The sequence below is a fragment of the Halococcus sediminicola genome (assembly GCF_000755245.1).
In the GTDB taxonomy this organism is placed as follows: Archaea; Halobacteriota; Halobacteria; order Halobacteriales; family Halococcaceae; genus Halococcus; species Halococcus sediminicola.
Window position 1 is genome coordinate 199,100 of the sequence record NZ_BBMP01000007.1, and the last position, 21,069, is coordinate 220,168.

Annotated in this window: 26 protein-coding genes; 15 read left to right on the forward strand and 11 right to left on the reverse strand. The window is 66.4% G+C overall.

Annotation, left to right across the window (positions count from 1 at the left end; genetic code table 11):
* Positions 1–11: 11 nt before the first annotated feature.
* A complete protein-coding gene (locus ACP97_RS05200) occupies positions 12–1,025 on the forward strand; it encodes a right-handed parallel beta-helix repeat-containing protein (RefSeq protein ID WP_049996776.1) in 1,014 nt (337 codons plus the stop codon).
* Positions 1,026–1,045: 20 nt separating this feature from the next.
* Here ACP97_RS05200 and ACP97_RS05205 read toward each other — a convergent pair whose 3' ends face one another.
* From ACP97_RS05205 to ACP97_RS05230, 6 genes are all read right to left on the reverse strand, one after another.
* On the reverse strand, positions 1,046–1,810 hold the full coding sequence (locus tag ACP97_RS05205) for a PHP-associated domain-containing protein (RefSeq protein WP_049996777.1): 765 nt from the start codon (positions 1,808–1,810) through the stop codon (positions 1,046–1,048).
* A 202-nt stretch (positions 1,811–2,012) separates the two neighbouring features.
* On the reverse strand, positions 2,013–2,450 hold the full coding sequence (locus ACP97_RS05210) for a transcription elongation factor Spt5 (RefSeq protein WP_049996778.1): 438 nt from the start codon (positions 2,448–2,450) through the stop codon (positions 2,013–2,015).
* A gap of 1 nt (position 2,451) precedes the next feature.
* Positions 2,452–2,625, reverse strand: a complete 174-nt coding sequence (locus ACP97_RS05215) for a protein translocase SEC61 complex subunit gamma (RefSeq protein ID WP_049996779.1) — start codon at positions 2,623–2,625, stop codon at positions 2,452–2,454.
* 50 nt (positions 2,626–2,675) lie between these two features.
* Complete coding sequence (gene ftsZ, locus ACP97_RS05220) at positions 2,676–3,803, reverse strand: cell division protein FtsZ (protein WP_049996780.1); 1,128 nt, start codon at positions 3,801–3,803, stop codon at positions 2,676–2,678.
* A 24-nt stretch (positions 3,804–3,827) separates the two neighbouring features.
* Positions 3,828–5,189 (reverse strand): D-aminoacyl-tRNA deacylase, encoded by a 1,362-nt coding sequence (locus ACP97_RS05225; RefSeq protein ID WP_049996781.1) that lies wholly within the window; start codon positions 5,187–5,189, stop codon positions 3,828–3,830.
* Positions 5,189–6,541 (reverse strand): sodium:calcium antiporter, encoded by a 1,353-nt coding sequence (locus ACP97_RS05230; protein WP_049996782.1) that lies wholly within the window; start codon positions 6,539–6,541, stop codon positions 5,189–5,191. Before ACP97_RS05230 ends, ACP97_RS05225 begins: the two co-directional genes overlap by 1 nt.
* A gap of 96 nt (positions 6,542–6,637) precedes the next feature.
* On the opposite strand from ACP97_RS05230, the gene ACP97_RS05235 reads away from it, so the two are divergent.
* The 6 genes from ACP97_RS05235 (at position 6,638) to ACP97_RS05260 (ending at position 10,786) form a co-directional block, all read left to right on the forward strand.
* The gene (locus ACP97_RS05235) at positions 6,638–7,456 is read left to right on the forward strand and encodes a shikimate dehydrogenase (protein WP_049996783.1); all 819 of its coding nucleotides are present in this window, start codon (positions 6,638–6,640) and stop codon (positions 7,454–7,456) included.
* A gap of 99 nt (positions 7,457–7,555) precedes the next feature.
* Positions 7,556–8,368: a helix-hairpin-helix domain-containing protein gene (locus ACP97_RS05240; RefSeq protein WP_049996784.1), complete on the forward strand. Its 813-nt coding sequence runs from the start codon at positions 7,556–7,558 to the stop codon at positions 8,366–8,368.
* A gap of 3 nt (positions 8,369–8,371) precedes the next feature.
* Positions 8,372–9,241, forward strand: a complete 870-nt coding sequence (locus tag ACP97_RS05245) for an aminotransferase class IV (RefSeq protein ID WP_049996785.1) — start codon at positions 8,372–8,374, stop codon at positions 9,239–9,241.
* Positions 9,242–9,304: 63 nt separating this feature from the next.
* Positions 9,305–10,105 (forward strand): enoyl-CoA hydratase/isomerase family protein, encoded by an 801-nt coding sequence (locus ACP97_RS05250; protein ID WP_049996786.1) that lies wholly within the window; start codon positions 9,305–9,307, stop codon positions 10,103–10,105.
* Positions 10,106–10,184: 79 nt separating this feature from the next.
* Positions 10,185–10,424 carry an amphi-Trp domain-containing protein gene (locus ACP97_RS05255; RefSeq protein ID WP_049996787.1) on the forward strand — a complete coding sequence of 80 codons (240 nt, stop codon included), beginning with the start codon at positions 10,185–10,187 and terminating at the stop codon, positions 10,422–10,424.
* Positions 10,424–10,786, forward strand: a complete 363-nt coding sequence (locus ACP97_RS05260) for a hypothetical protein (RefSeq protein ID WP_049996788.1) — start codon at positions 10,424–10,426, stop codon at positions 10,784–10,786. Before ACP97_RS05255 ends, ACP97_RS05260 begins: the two co-directional genes overlap by 1 nt.
* Before the next feature lie 3 nt (positions 10,787–10,789).
* On the opposite strand, the gene ACP97_RS05265 is transcribed toward ACP97_RS05260, so the two are convergent.
* Positions 10,790–11,218, reverse strand: a complete 429-nt coding sequence (locus ACP97_RS05265) for a DUF5796 family protein (protein WP_049996789.1) — start codon at positions 11,216–11,218, stop codon at positions 10,790–10,792.
* An 85-nt stretch (positions 11,219–11,303) separates the two neighbouring features.
* Here ACP97_RS05265 and ACP97_RS05270 point away from each other — a divergent pair, with 85 nt between their 5' ends.
* From ACP97_RS05270 to ACP97_RS05290, 6 genes are all read left to right on the forward strand, one after another.
* Positions 11,304–12,167: a shikimate kinase gene (locus ACP97_RS05270; protein ID WP_049996790.1), complete on the forward strand. Its 864-nt coding sequence runs from the start codon at positions 11,304–11,306 to the stop codon at positions 12,165–12,167.
* Entirely contained in the window at positions 12,125–12,430 is a 306-nt protein-coding gene (locus ACP97_RS05275) for a chorismate mutase (RefSeq protein WP_004053286.1), read from the forward strand. Before ACP97_RS05270 ends, ACP97_RS05275 begins: the two co-directional genes overlap by 43 nt.
* Positions 12,431–12,502: 72 nt before the next feature.
* Positions 12,503–12,658 carry a hypothetical protein gene (locus ACP97_RS20335; RefSeq protein ID WP_154019952.1) on the forward strand — a complete coding sequence of 52 codons (156 nt, stop codon included), beginning with the start codon at positions 12,503–12,505 and terminating at the stop codon, positions 12,656–12,658.
* Entirely contained in the window at positions 12,655–13,047 is a 393-nt protein-coding gene (locus ACP97_RS05280; RefSeq protein ID WP_049996791.1) for a type II toxin-antitoxin system VapC family toxin, read from the forward strand. Before ACP97_RS20335 ends, ACP97_RS05280 begins: the two co-directional genes overlap by 4 nt.
* Before the next feature lie 151 nt (positions 13,048–13,198).
* Complete coding sequence (locus tag ACP97_RS05285) at positions 13,199–13,762, forward strand: NAD(P)/FAD-dependent oxidoreductase (protein ID WP_049996792.1); 564 nt, start codon at positions 13,199–13,201, stop codon at positions 13,760–13,762.
* Between the two features lie 43 nt (positions 13,763–13,805).
* A complete protein-coding gene (locus tag ACP97_RS05290; RefSeq protein WP_049996793.1) occupies positions 13,806–14,702 on the forward strand; it encodes a DMT family transporter in 897 nt (298 codons plus the stop codon).
* Positions 14,703–14,722: 20 nt separating this feature from the next.
* Here ACP97_RS05290 and ACP97_RS05295 read toward each other — a convergent pair whose 3' ends face one another.
* Positions 14,723–15,226, reverse strand: a complete 504-nt coding sequence (locus tag ACP97_RS05295) for a gamma carbonic anhydrase family protein (protein ID WP_049996794.1) — start codon at positions 15,224–15,226, stop codon at positions 14,723–14,725.
* A gap of 80 nt (positions 15,227–15,306) precedes the next feature.
* Between ACP97_RS05295 and ACP97_RS05300 the strand changes: the two genes are divergently transcribed.
* Positions 15,307–16,275 (forward strand): fumarylacetoacetate hydrolase family protein, encoded by a 969-nt coding sequence (locus tag ACP97_RS05300; RefSeq protein ID WP_049996795.1) that lies wholly within the window; start codon positions 15,307–15,309, stop codon positions 16,273–16,275.
* A 16-nt stretch (positions 16,276–16,291) separates the two neighbouring features.
* Here the strand turns inward: ACP97_RS05300 and ACP97_RS05305 are convergent, their stop codons facing one another.
* Entirely contained in the window at positions 16,292–17,179 is an 888-nt protein-coding gene (locus ACP97_RS05305; RefSeq protein WP_049996796.1) for a haloalkane dehalogenase, read from the reverse strand.
* 125 nt (positions 17,180–17,304) lie between these two features.
* Between ACP97_RS05305 and ACP97_RS05310 the strand changes: the two genes are divergently transcribed.
* On the forward strand, positions 17,305–18,084 hold the full coding sequence (locus ACP97_RS05310) for an SDR family NAD(P)-dependent oxidoreductase (protein ID WP_049996797.1): 780 nt from the start codon (positions 17,305–17,307) through the stop codon (positions 18,082–18,084).
* A 1-nt stretch (position 18,085) separates the two neighbouring features.
* Here ACP97_RS05310 and ACP97_RS05315 read toward each other — a convergent pair whose 3' ends face one another.
* Together ACP97_RS05315 and ACP97_RS05320 are read right to left on the reverse strand one after the other, a co-directional pair.
* The gene (locus ACP97_RS05315) at positions 18,086–19,252 is read right to left on the reverse strand and encodes an acyl-CoA dehydrogenase family protein (protein ID WP_049996798.1); all 1,167 of its coding nucleotides are present in this window, start codon (positions 19,250–19,252) and stop codon (positions 18,086–18,088) included.
* A 101-nt stretch (positions 19,253–19,353) separates the two neighbouring features.
* Positions 19,354–20,967 carry a class I adenylate-forming enzyme family protein gene (locus ACP97_RS05320; protein ID WP_237561100.1) on the reverse strand — a complete coding sequence of 538 codons (1,614 nt, stop codon included), beginning with the start codon at positions 20,965–20,967 and terminating at the stop codon, positions 19,354–19,356.
* Between the last annotated feature and the right edge of the window lie 102 nt (positions 20,968–21,069).

Genomic DNA, 21,069 nt, shown 5'->3' on the forward strand with positions numbered 1-21,069 from the left:
GGACGAACACGATGACTGCAGGCAGAACCGTCGGCGTCTGTGTGGTCGTGCTCGCGCTGGCCGTGGCGGGCGTCGCGGGCACCGCGAGCGCACAGAGCGCGCCGACGCCCATCGATTCCTGTCGGACCATTGCCGACGACGGCCAGTACGTGCTCACGTCGGACATCGAGAACAGTTCCGGCTCGACGTGCGTCCAGATCCTCTCGAGCGACGTCGTCTTCGACGGCGGCGGCCACACCATCGAGGGTGCGAACGCCAACGAGAGCGTCGGCGTGAAGGTGAACAACTCGCTGACGAGCCTCTCGAACGTCACGGTCAAAAACGTCACGACGACCGGCTGGACGGCCGGTGTCTACTACCGCGACGCACAGAACGGCACCGTCGAGAACGTGAACGCGAGCGCGAACCGCCGCCACGGCGTGCTCCTGCGCGCGGCGAGCGACACCCGGCTCGAAAACGTCACCGCCGTCGAGAACGGCCGCTGGAGCCTCTATGCGGTGGGGAACACGACGGACGTCCTCGGAACGCGGTTCACGACGCGCTCGACCGACAACGCCTCGTTCAGAGCGAGCGACGTCGCGCTCACGGGCGTCGGCCCGTCCCCGGGCGGTCTCGAAAACCGCTCGACGGTCGGTCAGCGCATCGGCGCGGCCGGCACGGGTGGGAACAGCTCGCTCCGACTCGGCGTCGGCTACGACGAGCGGAACGTCACCGAGGCGAACGTGACCGAGAGCAGCCTCCGAATGTGGCGCTTCGAGGGCAACTGGAGCAAGCCATCCGGCGTGAACTTCGTCAACGTCAAACGCAATCGCGTCGTCGCCGAGGTGCAGGGCGTCGACAACGCGAGCGTCTTCGCCCCGGCGGGCGACGTCGAGACGCCGACGCCCACACCGACCCCGACCGCAACCGCGACCGAAACGGCCGCGAACACGACGACCACGAGTTCCGACGACGGACCGGGCTTCGGGGTCGCCCTCGCGCTCGTCGCCGTGCTCGCCAGCGCGCTCGCCCTCCTACGGCGCTGAACGCGCTCTGGCGAATCGAATCAGTATACGCGCACGTCCGCGAATCGCTTCGCGTAAGTCTCGCGTTCTGGATGTGTCGGCTCCATCCCCGAGAGCACGAGTCTATCGAACTTCGTCACGCTGTTTTCGTAACCGAGATGGGCGAACTCCGCGGCGCGGCGCAGCCGGTGAATCGCCCCCGTGCGATGCTCGACGCGACGGGACACTCCCTCGCGGAGCGCCGCGAGCAGGCCGCGCTCGTCGTCGATTCGCTCCTCGATGGCCGTCCAGACCTCGCCCACGGTCCGCCGGCGGTGGGCGTACGACGACCCGAACGTCGGGAGCCGGAGTCTGGAGGCGATCGAACGCGCGCGACGGTCGTGATAGGCCCACAGCTTCGGGTTGTACGTCTCGACGGCGTCGATGGCGTCCCGAAAGCGGGCGATGAGTTTCCTATCGAGACTCACGTTCAGGAACTCGGGGTGAGGAGCCAGCACGACCGCTTCTTGCCGACGGAGTTCGGCCATCGCCCCTTCGAGCGTGATGAAATCCGGCACGGGGTCACTGAGTCCGAGCGCGAGGACGTGTCGCCGGTTGCGCCACGACCCCGTGAACAGTTCGCGGCCCGGCACCACCAGCAGATCGTCGTCGGTGAATTCGCGCGCCCGCGACCGGATGTCTGGCAGAGGGGTGAAGTGAGGGGCGTACACCAGCGCGTCGAGCCCGTACCGCTTGGCCCGGTTCACCACGTGCTCGTCGAGGACTTTGACGTGCAAGTCGACGCGAAACGGCTCGTGGGACGTCACTTGATTCGAGAGGACGGCCGCCAGCGTATAGCGATTTCCGGTTTGGAACGCGACGGGTACTCCTCGGAGTTCTCACGGCGTCGCCGTTCGGTGTCCGAAGAGCGCTCTCAGCGCGGCGAAGCCGCGCTGACTGCTTGAGGAACGCTTTCAGCGTCTCTCACTGTCCGCTCACGGCGCATTGCGCCGTTCGCGTGGTCCGAAGCTATCGCTCCTCGCTATCCAACACGCGGATCTGGTCGCCGCGAACGGTGACGGGAATCGGTACCGTCGCCTCGTAGAGTTCGACGGTGACTTGATCCTTGCCCTCGTCGATGCGCTGGACCTGTGCCTTCTCGCCTTTGAACGGGCCGGCGACGAGTTCGACGATGTCGCTTTCGGCGATCCCCTCGACGTCGGGTTTCGGCGAGAGGAAGTGCTCGACCTCCGCGATCGAGGACTTTCCGGGCACGAGATTTCTGGCGTGAGGGATCTCGTCGAGCACTCGTTCGAGGATAGCGTGGTCGTCGGCCTCGACCATGACGTAGCTCGTGAGCGAATCCGGTGCGAGCGCCGCGTGGATGTCCTCGGCCTCGCGCTCCATGATCATGTCCGCGACGGTGCGCTCCTGGCTCGCGGTGGTCTTGACGGCGTACATCCCCATCTCAGACCCCTCCGGGGAGGAAGCTCATCAGCGAGAAGATGAGAAAGCCGACGACGCCGATGAGGAGGATGCCCGCGCCCGCGATGAGCGCGATGCGCGAGAACTCCTCCCACGAGGGCGTGCTGGCGAGCTTCAGCACGCGCGTGTAGCTCGACAGGTCGTATTTGATCTCCATATCCGCACTACCTACCGCAGGGATTTCTATGTGTTGTTTGCCCGACTCCGCTATTCGACGTAGTCGATGTCCGAATCGACCTGTCCACCGGTCTCGCCAGCGAGGTCCGAGCGCCCGTAGATCTGGGGCGAGTCAACACCGGTGACGACGATCATCGTCTCCATCTTGCCCGAGAAGCTCTCGTCGACCGACGCGCCCCAGATGATGCGCGCGTCGGGGTCGATCCGATCATAAATTTCCTCGACGACGCCCTCGGCCTCCTCGATACTCATGTCGGGACCGCCGACGACGTTGACGAGCGCGGAGCTTGCGCCCTTGAACTCGACATCGAGAAGGGGCGAGCGCAGCGCCGAGCGGATGGAGTCGGTGGCCTTGTTCTCAGAGTCAGATTCGCCGAGCCCGATCATGGCGACGCCGCCGTTTTCCATCACAGTACGAACGTCGGCGAAGTCGACGTTGACCAGCCCGGGTTTGGTGATGAGCTCGGTCATGCCCTTGACCGAGCGCATCAAGACTCTGTCACAGATGGTGAAGGCGTCCTGCAGCGGGAGGTTCGGCGCGTATTCGAGCAGGCGGTCGTTCGGCACGACGATGACGGTATCGGACACTGCTCTGAGCCGTTCGAGACCCGCGTCGGCGTTCGCGCGCCGGCGCTCGCCCTCCGCAGTAAACGGAATGGTGGCGATAGCGATGGTGAGCGCGCCGGCCTCTTGGGCGGCCTGAGCGACGACCGGTGCCGCGCCCGTTCCCGTGCCGCCGCCGAGGCCCGCGGTGACGAACACCATGTCCGAGCCGTCGATGGTCTCGTTGATGTCGTCGAGCGTCTCGCGGGCGGCCTCCTCGCCGATCTTGGGCACCGAGCCGGCACCACGGCCCCCCGTCTTCTCGCGGCCCATCAGGATCTTCGTGTCGGCTTGCACCTGCTCGACGAGGTGCTGGGCGTCCGTGTTGGCTGCGACGAGTTTCGCGCCGTGGATGCCCTCCTTGGCCATCCGGGTGACGGTGTTCGAGCCGGCCCCGCCACAGCCGACGACCGTGATCTGTGTTCTGAGGTCCTCGACGACGCCCGCGAGCTCCTCGTCGGTCATCGTCCCCGCCTCGCGCTCACCGGCCGGCGTCTCGCCGTCGGCGCGGTCGTCTTCGGCCTCGTCGATGGCGTCCTCGATGATGGAATCCATTTGTGTGCGAGTGGCGTACGCCGCCTATTTATCTTTCCCCTTCCGCTCGACACACCCATCGAAGGAAAAGCGACGCTCGCACTCGACGTGGACGATCTCGGGGTCGATAGCCCGCCCGTCGACGGTCACGGACTCGCCGTCGGCCAGCCGGCCGAACGCCGGCCCTTCGGGGACGCCCATCTCGTGTGCCCTCTCCGGCGAGAAGGCCGTTTCGTGGACCACCACTCTCCCGTCCTCCCGCTCGACGTCGTGATATTTCTCGCCGAGGAGTGCGACGAGCGCGTCGAGAATCGCCTCTCGCCCGGCTTCGTTGACCAGCGCGCGCCCGCCGATGCGGGTTCCCGACTGCTCGGTCTCGAACGCGAGCGCGCGGTGCTCGACTGTCTCGCGCACCGCCGCGGCGTCGATACCCTCGGCTTCGGCGAGCAGGTCGCCCGGCAGCCGCCAGCGCTCGGCGTCTTCGATTCCTCCCTCCGTGGCGGGCGCGCCGAAGCGAAGCCCCTGTTCGATAGTCGTGAGCCGTTCTTCCGCCTCGGCGACGACATCGAGCGGGACGCCGGTGGTCTCGCGGAGCCACGTCTCGCCCACGAGTTCGTAGCCGAGACGCTCGACGGTGCGTTCGAGTTCGGGTCGTTCGCCCTCGACGAGCGCACGGTTCGCGCCGCTCCGCTCGAAGGCCCGTCGCAGCACGTCTTCGTCCACGCTGCCCATCGCGTCGAGCGCCCAGTCCGCGCCGATGTGGCCCACGGCCCAGTCGGTTTTTCCTACTATGCGCTCGAATCGCGGCACGTAGTGGCCGCCGCCGAAACCCACGAGCTGGCGCTCGCGCCGTGGCGCGACGTCACGCAGATCGATGACGGCACGGGCGACCGCGCGCGCTCCCGCCGGGTCGCTCCATTCGGACTCGCTACTTCCCAACTCGACGAACATCGACGGTACGCCCACCGCGGTCGGGCCGTGATGCGTACACTCCATGCCCACTTCGTAGTTCGCCGGAGCGTACTCGGCGAGCGAGGCGAGTACCTCGGAGTGGGCGTTCGGACAGGCTGTGGCGAACTCACCATCCTCCCCGCCGGCCTCCGCCGGCCCGAAGTTGCCGGTGTGGTGGGCGGTGAGGAGGCGACCGGTGTCGCCGGCGTGTTTCGAGACGAAGGCCACCAGCCGCGGGTCGGTGAACGCTTTGGCGACGTTCGTGAGATCGAGATGCAACTCGTCGAACTCCCGAAGTTCGATGCCCGGCGCGCGATAGACCGTGCCGCCGCCAGCGCCGTCGGGTCGGGAGTCGTCGGTGATTCGCTCCCAGTCGATGCACTCGCGGAGTTGTTCACCGATGGTCACCGAGGCGGCGTCGGCGCGGCTGACGACGATTCCGAGGGTTCCGGTCATCAGTCGGCACGCTCGGGCTGGGCGGAGCCGCCGACAGCCTCGCGGGCGTTCGTCGCGGTGCGCCCGAGCAGTTCACGCAGGCTCTCGCGGTGGCGGACGAACAGCGCGACGCCGAGAACGACGTAGAGGGCGGTGTAGGCGTAGAGGATGGTGATAGAGACCTGGTTGGCCGCCTGCTCGCTCATCGTCTGGATGACGTAGAACTCGGCGAGCACCTGCGAGATGAACAGGACGAACAGGGCGATCGCCTCGCGGACGGACATCTCGAAATTCGCCAGGATGCCGAGCGCGAAGAAGCTCTGAGCCGCCGTGATCCAGATCTCGACGGTCTGTTTTTCGTCGAGCGGTAGGCCGCCGATGTGGCCGGCGGAGATGGAGAACACGACCGCGAGGGTCCCGATGAGCAGGGTCCACTGGTTGAGTTTCGAGGAGATGAGCGCGTTGAACCCGGCCGTCGAGCGCGCCTTGTTGACGAGGTAGGCCACGACGACGAGTTCGGGGCTCTCGGAGGCCAGCGGCGCGAGCCACTGCACCATGAAGAACTCGGGGATGCCGTACTGGACACCGAGTCGCTCTAGGCCCGTGGCGAACGGGTGGACGGCCTCGAAGATGAGCAGGCCCGAGTAGGCGAAGAGCAGGAGCACGACCGCGATGCGGCGCTTCTTGGGGAATTCCTGGAAGTACGCCGGCACGCCGACATGTTCGTCCGTCTCCTCGACGTCGCCACGGACGATGATGGCGATGTACAGGACGTAGAGACCGACGAGCACGACCGTATCGAGGATGCCGATGGTGCCCCCGAGCGGAACGAGAAAGGCGAAGGCCGTCGCCGCGAGCAGGAAGGCGATCTCGGTGGCGATGCCGTGGTCGAGCGTCACCACGTCCGCGAGGAAGCCCGAGCGGTGATCGACCGCCTCGTCGCCGACGTATTTCGCCCGATAGACGGTGAAGACGGCGATGCCGGCCCAGCCGAGACCGATGAGGATGCGGTTCGCGCCGGTCATGTTGGCGACCGCGAGCCCGGCGTGGCTGCCCGATCCGCCGAGGCCGGCCTGCCACGCGTAGTAGGCGTCGACGGCGTACTCGGGCGCGACCGCGAGCACCGCGAGCACCGCGATAGCGAAGGCGGTCGGAACGTCCTTTTCTGCGGTTTCGGCCCCCCACGCCAGCAGAAAGGATGCGCCGAGGATGGCGAGTCCGCCGACGAGCACCGCCATCCCCGGCGTGATGTTCGCGCCGGGTGGCTCCGGACTCAGATGGAGGCCGTGGGTGACGAACGTGGCGACGAACGGTATCGTGAGAAGTAGTGCCATCGCGACGGCGACGAGCGGATGGCGAAGACGGTCGAACATGCTCGAAGGCGGCGAGGGACGTACCTATCTCTTTTGCTGTCGGCCGCCGGTCGCACGGACCGGCCCGCTTATCGCGCCGGATCGTGATGGGCACGCATGCAGGTGTTCGGACTCGTCGGCTCACCCGTTTCTCACTCGCTGTCGCCGCCGCTGCACGGGGCGGCCTACGAGGAGTTGGGGATGGACGCGAAGTACGTGACCTTCGAACCCGATGGCGAGGACCTCGCCCCGGCCATCGAGGGCGCACGCGCGCTCGGAATTCGAGGTCTGAACGTCACGATTCCGTTCAAACGCGACGCCCTCGAGTTCTGTGAGCCGGACGACCTCACCGAGCGAATCGGCGCGGTCAACACGCTCGATTTCGGCGGGAACGAGATAACCGGCCACAACACCGACGCCGTGGGCGTGACGCGCGCGCTCGCCCACCACCGCGTCTCGCCGTCGGGCCGGGCGGTCGTCGTCGGCGCGGGCGGGGCGGGCCGGGCGGCGGCCTTCGCGCTCGCCGACGAGGGAACGACCGTCGAGATCGCCAACCGCACGACCGAGCGCGCGACCGATCTCGCGGGCGAAATCGACGGCGCAACGGGCCACGGTCTCGACGAACTGGAAAACCTCCTCGCCGATGCCGATGTCCTCGTCAACGCCACGAGCGTCGGGATGGACAGTGACGAAACGCCCGTCCCACCGGAGGCGCTTCATTCGGATCTCGCGGTGCTCGATGCGGTCTATTCGCCGATCGAGACCCGACTGCTCCGGGAGGCTGCCTCGGCGGGGGCCACGGCGATCGACGGGGGATGGATGCTGCTCTATCAGGGCGTGGCGGCCTTCGAGCGCTGGACGGGCCGTGCGGCCCCCGTGGACGTGATGAACGAGGCGCTTCGGGCACGGATACTGTCGGACAACGGTTCGAACTGACGGCCGACGCATCGCCGAACCGTCCATCCGAGCGTCGTCCGCGCCTTTTCGAACGACCGTCCGACAGTATATTTAACCCCAGGGATGGTAGGGCCGGCCATGACGCTGCTCGATACCATCAAATCGCTGCTCGGACTCGACGACGGCCGATCGGACAGCCGACGAAGCGGGCGTTCCGACCCATCCGATTCGGAGACGACCGCGCCGTCGACCGACTCCGAGGACGCCGTCAAGGGAACCGGAAGCGAGGAACCGGCGGCCGCCGGGGGCGACGCGAGCGCCTCGACCGAATCCATGCTCGACGAGAGCGCCGAGGGCGGTGCCGAACCCGGCGAAGTCACAGGACCGGCGTCGGGCAACGACGCGAACGCCGATCCCGACACCGAGGACGACGCTCGGGCGGACGAGGCGGCGGCCGCCGGCGGTGACGCCGCCGGCTCGACCGGTTCGATGACCGAGGACGGGAGTTCCGAAGGGGCCGCCGAACCCGGTGAAGCGGTCGGACCGACGGACGACGAAGACGACCTCGACCTCGATCACGAGGGCGACGACGAAGCGACCGATGGCGACGCGACGGGCGACGACACGGCCGAGGACGCGGCCGCGGCAGGTAGTGACGCGACCGGCTCGACCGGCTCCATCACCGAGGAGACCAACGAGTCAATCTCGGCGACCGAGGACGCCGAAGCGGCTGGTCCCACCGACGCGGACCCAACCGGCGACACCGCCGATCACGACGTCGACGTGCTCAAGGGCATCGGCCCCTCCTACGCCGAGCGCCTCGGCGAGGCCGGCATCGAGAGCGTCGACGACCTCGCCGACGCCGACCCTGGGGAACTCGCGGCCGACATCGACGTCTCGGAGAGCCGCGTCGAGCGCTGGAGCGAGCGCGCGAAGGCCCGCCGGCAGTAGCTCTTGGAGTACCACCTGAACGGCGTGCTCGTCCCCGCGAGCGAGGCGAGCGTGAGCGTCCACGACCGGGGCTTTCGCTACGGCGACGCCGTTCGCGTCGGGCTGCGGGCCTACGGTGGCACCGTCTTCGAGTGGGAGGCGAACGAAAAACGGCTCCGCCGAGTGGCCGAGGGACTGGGCTTGACCGATGCGGTGCCCGAGGACCTCCGCGAGCGCGTCCGCGAGACGCTCGCCGCCAACGGCCCGGACGACGCGCGCCTCGACGTCTCGATCACACGCGGCACGGACGGCGGGCTGACACCGCCTTCCAACTGCGAGCCGACGGTTCTCGTCACCATCGAGGAGCGCCCGCGCGGCGGTCTCGACGGGACACGGACGTGGGACGAGCCGGCGCTCGTCCAGATCGTGAAGACGCGGGCGATCGCCGGGCACGCGATACCCGCTTCGGGGCTGACCCATGCGCGCCTCGACGGCGTGCTCGCGCGGCGCGAACTCGAACGCGCTAGCACCGACGCTTACCACGCCGACGAGGCGCTCGTCCGCGATGAGGACGGCCATCTCGTCGGCGGTGCGGCGAGCAGCGTCTTCTTCGTCGCCGACGGCGTCCTCAAGACGCCGCGCGCGGAGGGAGCGGCCGCCGGCGTGACCCGTGACGTGGTCCTCGACCTCGCGCGCGAGGAGTCGTTCCCGGTCGAGACGGGCGCGTACGCACCGGCGGACGTGCGCGCCGCCGACGAGGCGTTTCTCACCAACCCGACGTGGGAGCTACGGCCCATCGCGCGCGCCGACGGCGTGGCGGTCGGCACGGGACCGATGACACAACTGCTGACGCGACTGTTCGACGAGCGCATCGAGCGCCATCACTACGAGTGAGTCGCACCGACTCGGGATGCACTCGACCGGCAGTATCTTGACGGCGACCCTCGATGATCGATTATGCACGAGGAACTCGATGCGGTCACGGTAGAGTTCGACGCCGAGGAAGGGATCGGCACGCTGACGCTGAACCGGCCGGACGCGCTGAACGCGATGAACGGGCAGATGCGCGCGGACATCGAGACGGGTCTCGAACGACTCGCCGAGCGCGACGCGGAAGAAGACGGCGTCGCCGTTCGCGTGGTGGTCATCGAGGGAGCAGGCGAGAAGGCCTTTTGTGCCGGTGCCGACATCACCGGTTTTTCGGGCGTGTCGCCGGCGGCCTTCGACGCCCACGGGATGCGCGATTCGGTCATCGAGTTCCCCGCGCCCGTGGTGGCGAAGATCGAGGGCTACTGTCTGGGTGGCGGTCTCGAACTCGCGCTGGCCTGTGATTTCCGTATCGCCAGCGCATCGAGTCGGCTCGGCTTCCCGGAGGTCGAGCTGGGACTGCTTCCGGGTGCCGGCGGCGTCCAGTACGTCTCGCGGCTGGCCGGCCCTGCATTTGCGAAGGAACTCGCCATGACCGGCGAGCACGTCAGCGCCGAGCGCGCCGCCGAGGAAGGAGTCATCAATCACGTTCACGATGACGAGGAGTTCGAGGAAGCGGTTCGGGAGTTCGTCGAGACGCTCGCCGGGAAGCCGCCGCTGGCGATTCGGGCGATCAAGGATTCGGGCAACGTGAGCGTCGAGACCGACCTCCGCGAGGGGCGCAAGTACGACCGCCGGGTGTTTTCGACGCTGCTCGAAACCGACGACCACGAGGAAGGCGCACGGGCCTTCGCCGAAGACGACTACGATCCCGAATTCGTCGGGAAGTAAGGTCGGAATCGTCGATCTCGGTGGCAAACGCCGCGCCGTCAGGCACAACCCTTAATTGAAAACCGCCCGTATCAACAGTATGGCAGAAAAGAACATCAGCGAGCAAAAACTCGACCGTACCGAGGCCGCCGAGCGCCTGCGGGCGATCGCCGACGACCTCGAATCCGACGAGGAGTTCCACATCGACATCGACAACAAGACCATCACGCTGCATCCGCGCGACTCGGTGGGCTTCGAACTCGGCGTGCGCGAGCGCTCGTCGATCCTCCGGGGGAGCCGCGAGTCGGTGACCATCAAGATGGACTGGAGGGCCAAATAATGGCGATCCTCGACAGTCTCGTCATCTTCCTCGTCAGCCTGATCCTCGGAACGATCGGCATCTACGCCGGCGTGCGCCTCGTCGCCGACCGGGACGTGAGTTACGTCAACGCGGCCATCACCGCCCTGCTGGGCGCGCTCGCGTGGGGGATCGTAAGTTTCTTCGTCGGATTCATCCCCATCATCGGCGCGCTGCTCGCGCTGCTCATCTGGATCGGCGTCATCAACTGGCGCTACCCGGGTGGGTGGATCACCGCTGCCGGCATCGGCTTCGTCGCGTGGCTGGTCGTCCTCGTCGTCACTTACCTGCTCGCGACGCTGGGGCTCATCACGCCCGACGCGCTCGGCATTCCCGGTATCTGAGGCTCACTCTCCGGCGACGATCTCGACGCTGCGTTCTCCCATCTCGTCTTCCTCGAAGACGAACACGCGCCCGCGAGCCGTCTCCGGGTCGGCCGTCACGGTGACGCGATGGCCCTCGGCGCGCACGCTCACGCCCGGAAAGAGGGTCGTCTCCTCGTTCTCCTCGACCAGCACGCGCCCGACGCCGGTTTGGTCGATGATCTCGTCGACGGTCGTCCGGTCGTTGACGTAGACGAGCACGCCCTCGGTCTCGGTCGGGTCGGTGACGAGAACGTGAACCTCCTTTCCCGGTGCGGTCGTGTGGCTTTCCTCGGCTTTCGCCGGGATACCGTGATAGAACGCCTCGCGGCCGTCGGTGTATTCGACGGCGATGCCCGCCTCCGTGAGATCGACCGAGAGCGTGTCGGGCGAGTGTTCGCTGTGGTAGCTCATGCGGTGACTACTGCCGTGCGAGTCAAAAACGGCGTGTTCCGCACGGACCGCTACCGGTAAGGTCGCCGGCGCGCGACGCCGCTACATGGATGGACGCGCGAGCGCGCCGGCGGCGGGCACGATCGTGAACGCACTCGCCACCGGTAGGGGGAGTGCGTTCGCCATCGACCGTGAGACGACTGCACGAGTGGAGCTCTCGGGCGGTGGCGACGTGACCGGCACGATCGCCGGTGCGCCCGATGCTGATACACGCCTCGTCGAGCGGTGTGTCGAACTCGTCGTCGATGAATACGGCGACGGCCAGGGCGGCTGGGTCGAAACCGAGAGCGAGGTGCCGATGGCCGCCGGCCTGAAGAGTTCGAGTGCCGCAGCCAACGCAGTAGTACTAGCGACCTGCGACGCGCTCGGCGTGGCCGTCGGCAAGGACGGTGCGCTCTCGCGTGCGGATGCCGCCAGGCTCGGCGTGCGCGCCGCCCGCGACGTGGGCGTCACGGTGACGGGCGCGTTCGACGACGCGAGCGCGAGCATGCTCGGCGGCGTCACCGTCACCGACAACACGACCGACGAGCTGCTCGCGCGCGGAACGGTCGACTGGGACGTGCTGGTGTGGACGCCCGACGAGCGTGCGTTCAGCGCCGACGCCGACGCCGCACGCTGTGAGCGCGTCGCACCCGTCGTGGATGTCGCCCTCGAAAAGGCGCTCGCCGACGAGTACGAGCGCGCGATGACGATCAACGGGCTGGCGTTCTGTGCGGCGCTCGACTTCCCCACCGAACCGGCGATAGTGGCGCTCGAATACGTCTCGGGTGTCTCGCTGTCGGGCACCGGGCCGAGCTACGTCGCGGTCGGCGAGCACGAGGAACTAACGAAGGTACAAGAAGCGTGGAACGAGTACGATGGGGATACATGGCTGACGACGAGCCGGACCGACGGCGCACGGACGGAATGAGCCTCGACGAGCTGCGCGAGGAGATCCAAACTATCGACCGCGAGATCGTCGAGCACATCGCCCAGCGCACCTACGTCGCCGACGCCATCGCCGAGGTCAAACGCGAGCAGGGGCTGCCGACGACCGACGAATCCCAAGAACAGCGCGTGATGGACCGGGCCGGCGAGAACGCACAGCGCTTCGACGTCGACGACAACCTCGTGAAGGCGATGTTTCGATTACTCATCGAACTGAACAAGGTCGAACAGCGCGAGAGTCGATAACGAATCGTCACTCCCTTCGCTGGCTGTCGAGCCGTAGAAAACGGTTTACAGGCACGGCGACAACGGCCAGCTATGGGAAGCTATGCGATGCCACCGACCGCAGACGACGGTTCGTCGGACGAAGATGGCGACGAATCCTCGCGGCTCGGCGACCGGCTTGCCGGTCGGTTCTCGGACGTGGATATCGACTCCGTCGAAGCGGTGCGCGACGAACGCGAGTGCGAATGAAGCTGTTCATCGATAGCAACGTCTTCGTCGCCAGTCTCACCGACGAACCACAGCGTGGCGAAGCGGCCACACGCCTCCTCAATCGCAACGACGAGTTCTGTACCTCGATTCTGAATCTCATGGAGATTCGCTCCGTGCTGACGAAGAAAAAGCACGTTGAGCAGGAACGAGTCGAAGGTGTGCTGTCCGACATCTATACCGAGGTCGAGATCTATGCGCCCGAGATCAGCGACCAAATATCGGCGTACGAGCGCCAGCGAGACACGCTCCTCTATACGCTCGATTGCGTTCTTCTGGCGTTGGCTGACGACGTGGATGCGACGATGGTCTCGTTCGATGGCGAACTGCTCGACAACGGTGCAATCTCCCCGTCGGACGTTCTCGACTGAAATCGAGTCGCGGTCTCCGCTTCCCGTTCCGAAATCAGCCCAAGGAGGAATGAGGAGCCGTACGGATGAGCCGCTCGGGATCGGAATCTTCGCTGAGACGGATGATGTCCTCACCGACGATTTATGCCGGTCGCGGTCGTAGCCCGCGGCGATGACAGAGACAGACGTCGCAGTCGTCGGCGGCGGTCCCGCAGGGCTTAGCGCGGCGCTATTCACAGCGAAAAACGGTCTCGATACGCAAACGTTCGACACCGACGGGACGTGGATGCACAAGGCTCACTTGTTCAATTACTTGGGAATCGAGAGCGAGGACGGCTCGGCGTTCATGGACGACGCCCGCGAACAGGTCGAGTCCTTCGGGGTCGAACGCCACGAGGAAACGGAAGTCACCGGCGTCGAGGCGAACAACAACGGGTTCACCGTCAGCACGGACGAGGGCGACCACGAGGCGAACTACCTGATCCTGGCGACGGGCGCGAAGCGCGACCTCGCCAACGAACTGGGCTGTGACTTTACTGATGAGGACATCGTCGACGTCGACGTGACGATGGAGACCAGCGTCGAGGATGCCTACGCCACGGGCGCGATGGTGCGCGCCGAGGAGTGGCAGGCGGTCATCTCGGCGGGCGACGGCGCGGCCGCGGCGCTCAACATCCTCACCAAGGAGAAGGGCGAGCATTTCCACGACTTCGACACCCCGGCCGACGCGGAGTAACCCGAATCACAACCGGTAAGCGCTCCCTCGCCATCGAATCGGCGTGAGCAACGCCCTCGGTCGCATCGAGCGTGCGACGCCGCCGTTCGCGGCGCTCGCAGTCGCCGTCGTCGCCGTCAGCACGAGCGCCATCCTCGTTCGGTATAGCTCCGCGCCGAGCATCGTGAAGGCGCTCTATCGCGTGCTGTTCACCACCCTTCTGCTCGCGCCGCTCGCCGTCACGCGCCACCGCGAGGCGTTCGGGAGGTTGACGAGCCGAGACTGGCTCGTTGCGGGCGCGGGCGGGGTCGCGCTGGCGATCCACTTCGCGTCGTGGTTCGAGAGCCTCGAATTCACCAGCGTCGCCGCCTCCGTCACCATCGTTCAGTCGCAGGTCCTGTTCGTCGCCATCGGCGCGTCGTGGCTGCTCGCCGAGCACGTCACCCGCCGAACGTTCGCCGGCATGGCGCTCGCGCTCGTCGGCATCGCGGTGCTGTCGGTCGGCGACTCCATCACCGGGGCAGTCGCCGGCCCAGCCCCGCTCTACGGCAACGCCTTGGCGCTCGTCGGCGCGGTCTGTGCGGCGGGCTACGTGCTCGCCGGGCGCTCGCTGCGCCAACGGATCCCCCTCATTCCGTACGTCATCGTCGTCTACTCGGTCTGCACGGTCGTCCTGTTCGCGCTCACGCTCGCCGACGGCGCGGCGCTCGTCGACTACCCAGCCAGCGAGTGGCTGCTCTTCGTCGGCATGGCGGTCGGCCCAGGGATCTTCGGCCACACGGTGTTGAACTGGGCGCTCGCCCACCTCGAATCAAGCGTCGTCAGCGTTTCGTTACTAGGTGAACCGATCGGCAGCGCGCTGCTCGCGCTCGTCCTGCTCGGTGAGGCTCCCAGTACCGTCACCGTCGTCGGCGGGACGGTCATCCTCCTCGGCATCACCGTCACCGCACGGTCAGCGTGATCGCCACGGCGGCCGTGGTGTCAGTCGATGCACTCCGACGATCGGTCGTGGCGCTTGGCCAGTTCGACGTAGTGTTCGCCGGCGTGGGTCCACGGCGAGTTTGGGACCTCTTTGTGGACCTCGGCGGGCGTGCCGGCGACGAGCACCGCCGGTGGAACGTCCATGTCTTCGGTGACGACGCTCCCGGCGGCGACGAGGCTCTCCTCGCCGACGTGTGCGCCGTCCAGTACCGTCGCACCCATCCCGACCATCGCGCGCCCGCCGACCGTCGCCGCGTGGACGATGGCCGTGTGGCCGACGGTCGCTCCGGGGCCGATCTCACAGCCCTCGTGGCAGACAGCGTTGTCTTGGACGTTCGCGCCCTCGCGGAGGACGATTGCGCCCGAATCACCACGAAGCGTGACGTTCGGCCAGACGCTCGCCTCGGCCTCGACGGTGACGTCGCCGATGACGACCGCCGACTCGTCGACGCGCGCCGACTCGTGGACGTCCGGTGTCGTACCCTCGAACGAGCGGATGACCATGCGCGTGGATGGATCCACGGACGCATAAATCCACGAGGGTTCGGGGGAAGTTATACGTGGACGGCCTCGGGTGTTCAGCCATGAAACTCGCCACCTTCGAGGTCGAGACGCCATTCGGTCCCGAACGGCGCGTCGGCATCAGTAGTAATGGGAGACTCATCGACGCGACCACCGGCTACGCCTGCGTACTCGACGAGCGGGGCGAGCCATCGCCCGTGGAACTCGCCGACGCCATCGCGCCGCCCGAGATGCTCGCCTTTCTCGAACGCGGCGAACGCGCCATCGAGGCCGCTCGCGAGGTGGTCGCGTTTGTCGAGAGCGCCGGGCGCGAGCGCGGCCCGAACGGCGCACGGATCGTTTTCGACCCCGCGGAAATCGATCTCCTGAGTCCGCTGCCGCGTCCGAACTCGCTGTGCGACTGCATGGCGTTCGAAGAGCACGTCACGAACACGATGGGCGAGGACGTCCCCGACGTCTGGTACGAGCAACCTATCTACTACAAAGGCAACCCCGATTCGGTCCGTGGCACCGGCGAGACGGTCGTCTGGCCCGATAGCTCGGACTTGATGGATTTCGAACTCGAACTCGCCGCGGTCATCGGCCGCGAGGGTCGTGACATCCCAGTAGCGGAGGCCGATTCGTATATCGCGGGCTACACGATATTCAACGACTTCAGCGCGCGCGACGTGCAGGGCCGCGAGATGGAGGGGAACCTTGGTCCCGCGAAGGGCAAGGACTTCGCCAACGCGCTCGGGCCGTACCTCGTCACGCCCGGCGCCATCGACATCGAGAGTGCGACTATGATCGCCGAAGTCGATGGCGAGACGTGGTCGTCCGGCACACCGGGCGAGATGGAGCACACCTTCCCCGAAATCGTCGCCCACGTCTCACGGGACGAAACCATCCATCCCGGCGACGTCATCGGCAGCGGCACAGTAGGAGAGGGCTGTGGTCTCGAACTCGGGCGCTTCCTCGACGACGGGGACCGGGTCGCGCTGTCGGTCGAGGGCATCGGCACGCTCGAAAATCAGGTCATCATGTCGTCGTGACCCGATAGCCGCACGCTTACCGCGTCCGCCGGACGAACGCGACGATCTCTTCGGCGATCTCCTTGCCGGCGTCCTCCTGAAGGAAATGCATCGCGCCTTCAACCCAGATATCGGGCTGGTCGCTCGCCGTCGGGATGAGGTCCCGAAGCGGGTCACGGTCCCCGCTCGTGATGGGGTCCGAATCAGCGAAAAGGACGAAGGCCGGTTTCTCCCATTCGGCGAGGCGTTTGGCGGCGGCCTGCGTGACGTCCGCGCCGTCGCCACCGTTCTTTCTGGGAACCATGTCGGGCCACTCCCGCGCGCCGGCTTTGTGTTCCTCTTCGGGGAACGGAGCCTCGTAGGCCGCGAGGGTCTCCTCGGAGAGTTCCGTTGCGGTGGCGTTCTGAATGAGCATTCCGATGGGGAGTTCGTCGGCGCGCTCGACGAAACTCCGAAAGTCCTCCCACGCTTCGGGCATCTCCTGATTGCCGCTCGGGACGCCGGTGTTCATCGGCACGAGGCGCGCGAATCGGTCGGGATGGTTCGCCGCGACCGGCAGTCCGAGAATGCCGCCCCAATCCTGACAGATCAGCGTGATATTATCGAGGTCGAGTGCCTCGATGAACGCCACGAGCGAGTCGTAATGCATCGCATAGCTGTACTCCTCGCGGTCGGTATACTTGTCCGAGCGGCCGAAACCGACGAAATCCGGGACGACGACTCTCCCCTCCTTGGCGAGGGTCGGTATCATCTTCCGATAGAGGTAGCCCCACGTCGGCTCGCCGTGCAGACAGAGAAACGTCTCGTCGCCGCTTCCCTCGTCGATATAGGCCATCTCCGGTCCGCCGACGTCGACGAACTGCGGTTCGTAGGGGTAGCCGTCGATGTCGGCGAATCGTTTCTCGGGGGTGGAAACGAGTCCCATCACACCGACGTACCACGACCGGCCACAAGTGCTTGTCCCCGCTCGCCGCCCACCGCGAGCAGCCCGTCGGCCGAGAATCTGCCGCGACAGGTACGCATATCCGTGCGTCGGGCGGGGATTCGTCCATGTCATCCACACGGGAGCCGGCACTCATCACGGGCGCATCGGCGGGCATCGGGCGGGCGCTCGCAAACCGCTTTGCCCGCGCCGGCCACGACGTGGTACTCGTCGCCCGCCGCGAGGCGACACTCCGAGAACTGGCCGATGCGCTCGAAGAGCGATACGGGATCACCGCGTCGGTCGTCGTACAGGACCTCGCCGCACCCGACGGTCCCGAGCAACTGTACGAGACCGTCACCGAACGCGACCTCGATGTCGGCGTGCTGGTGAACAACGTCGGCATCGCCACACAAGGCAAATTCACCGACATCGACCTCGATCGCGAACGCGACCAGCTCCGTCTCGATGTTGAGACACCCACAGTTCTCTCGAAACTGTTCGGGCGCGAGATGGTCGCCCGTGGTCGCGGGAAGATCCTCAACGTGGCGTCGAGCGCCGCCTTCCAACCCGGTCCGTTCATGGCCGTCTACTACGCCTCGAAGGCCTACGTGCTCTCCTTTTCGGAGGCCATCGCCGAGGAACTCCGCGAGGACGGAGTCACGGTATCGGTGCTCTGTCCCGGCCCGGTCGATACCGAGTTCCAAGAGCGCGCGTCGATGACCGACACGCCGCTCGGCAGCGGCCCGATGCAGGACGTGACGGCGGTGGCCGACGCCGGCTACGAGGGGCTGATGGCTGGCGATACCGTCGTCGTGCCCGGCATCGGCTACAAACTGCTCTGGCACACCGTCGGAGTGATGCCGCGCCCATTGGTCAGGAAGGTGGCGCGCTGGCTGAACGAGTGAGTCAGTACGAGCGGGGCAGTCCGAGGTGGTGTTCGGCGATGAAGTTCTTGGCCATCTCGTTCGAGACGGGCGCGGTCTGGGTAAGGCGGGCGTTCTGCCAGAGGTCGTACACCTCGTACTCGGGTGTGAACCCGTTGCCACCATGGGTTTGAATGGCCTGTGAGGCCGCCTCGGTTGCGAACTCGCTCGTGAGGAGTTTGGCGGCGTTGGCCTCCATGCCGCAGTCGTCTCCATCGTCCCACTTCGCGGCGGCGTCGTAGGTGAGCTGCTGGGCCGCGGTGAGTTTGGCGTAGTGTTCGGCCAATGGATGCTGAATCGCCTGATGGGCACCGATTGGCTGGCCGAACACGTCCCGGTCCTTCGCGTAGTCGACCGCGAGATCGATGGCGCGCAACCCCCCTCCGAGGGCGCTCGCCGCGCCGCCGATGCGCTCGGTGTTGAGGGTGTCGAACAGGAGATAGAGGCCGCCGTCCTCGGCCCCAAGAATCCGGTCCTCGTGGACGCGCAGCCCGTCGATGTCGACCTGATACTGGATCTCGAACCACGGGACCGTGGTTTCGATGGGGGTGAGCGAGATGCCGGCCTGTTCGGCCGGGTCGGGCACGAGGAACATCGAGACCCCATGGGTGGGATTCGAGCGGTCGAACTCCGCGGTGCGCGCGATCAGGAGCATCTCGTCAGCGTTCTCGACGCCGCTGATGAACGTCTTCTGGCCTTCGAGCACGAACTCGTCCCCGTCCCGCTCGGCGTGCGTGTCGATGTTGAGTGTATTCGTGCCCGCCCGCGGCTCGGTCAGACCCATACAGAAGCGCATCTCGCCGTTGGCTATCTTCGGAAGATACTGTTCTTTCTGTTCTTCGGTCCCGTGGCGTTCGATGCCGATGCCACCGAAGACGGGTGTGAGGACGAAGATGATTCCCCCCTGACCGCCGCCCCGCGAGAGTTCCTCGATGACGATGGCCATTTCGAGCATGCCCATTCCCTCGCCACCATAGGCCTCCGGGATGGCGACGCCGAGCCAGCCGTTGTCCGCGAGGTCCTGCCAGTATTCCTCGGGGAACTCCTTTTCGTTGACGCACTCGCGCCAGTATTCGGCGTCGTACTTGGCGGCGATCTCCCGTGTCGCCTCCCGAATCATCCCGTGCATCTCCGTCTCGAAGGCGGCCATGCTCACTGTGAGCGTTCACCAACCATAGTGGTTGTGCCGGTCATCACAGGCGAATGCGGTTGGTGACCCGCTTCGATCACATCCGGTGATGCCCGCCGTTCTCAGAGTTCCTCGCCGGTCGAGCGCAGGGGTTCGTCGAGCCGTTCGTCCACGTTGGCTTCGAGTTTGTATCGCTGGACCTTCTGGGTCGCGCTCCGGGGGAGTTCCTCGACGAAGAACACCCGGCGCGGGTGAGCGTAGCTCGCTACGTGCTCCAGCGCGAACCGGCGGAGGGATTCCTCAGTAAGGCCGGCCCCCTCTTCGGCGACGACGAACGCGACCGGTGCGGCTCCCTTCACCTCGTGGGGGGCGGCCACCACGGCGGCCTCGGCCACGTCGGGATGGGCGTAGAGGGCGTCCTCGACCTCGGCGGGATAGACGTTCTCGCCGCCGACGATGAGCATGTCGTCGATGCGGTCGACCATCCAGAAGTAGCCATCACTATCGACGCGTGCAACGTCGCCGGTGTAGAACCAGCCCTCGTCATCGAAGACCGATGCGGTTTCTTCGGGTCGCCGGTAGTACCCCTCAAACACCTGCGGGCCGCGAACCGCGATCTCGCCGGTGACGCGCTCGTGGTTCGAAAAGTCGATGTCCGGGTTCACGAACGGGGTCAGATCCTCGGGGCCGACGAGCGTCTCGCGGGTTTCGGGGTCGGCGATTTTACACTCGATGTTCGGGACCGGCGGGCCGATACAACCTGCCGCCTTGCGCACCCCGCGGGAGGGTTCGGTCGTGCCCGCGGGTGCGGTCTCGGTCATTCCCCAGCCCTCGGTCATCGGGACGTTCCACGTTTCCTCGATCTCGCGGCGCGTCGAATCCGCGAGCGGCGCGGCCGCACAGGTCACGTTTTTGAGCGACGAGAGGTCGTATTCGTCCGGATGCTGGCGGTATTCCCGGAACATCATCGTGTACATCGCCGGGACACCCGCGAACTGCGTGATGGAATGCTCGGCGATGGCATCGAGCATCGGTGCGGCCTCCGGCTGTGGCTGGAGCACCATTTTCGCGCCCGTGTAGAGGAAGGTTCCCATGATGGCGTTCAGCGCGTAGATATGGAACAGGGGGAGGACGAGCAAAATCGAGTCCTCCGCATCGACGTTCAGTCCACCGGTGTCGTACGATTCGATGGTCGAAAGGAGGTTTCGATGCGAGAGGAGGACACCTTTGGGCTTGCCGGTCGTGCCCGACGTGTAGGGTTGGCAGGCCACGTCGTCGAAATCCCGCTCCGGGCCGTCGAACTCGCTGCTCGCCTCGCCGATGGCGTGCGAGTAGTTGACGATTCCGTCCTCGGAAACGCCCGGCAGGAAAGTCGTTGCCAGCCCGGCGGCGTCGGCCAGTCCCCTCGCCTCATCGGCGAGCAGCGGCGAGGCGACGATCGCATCGACGCCCGCATCGTCGAGGACGAACACCAGCGTTTCGGGGTCCATCCGCAGGTTGAGCGGAATCGGGACCGCCCCCGCACGGATGGTGCCGAAGTACGCGCTCGGGAACTGGAGTGTGTTCGGCACGAACAATCCGACGCGCTCGTCCGGTTCGATGCCGTGCTCGACGAGAACGTTCGCCACCCGGTTCGCCTCGCTGTCGAGGTCCGCGAACGACTGCTCCTCGCCGAAGGCGACGAACGCCGTCTTGTCGCCGTAGCGATGGGCGGCCATCGCCGGGAGGTCGCCCATCTGTCGAAGAGGTCCGCCGTCGTGATATTCCATGGTATATGCCAACGTGTATTTTCCGGCCGTATTAAACGTTGGTGCGCCCGACAGCGGTGCCGTGTGCGG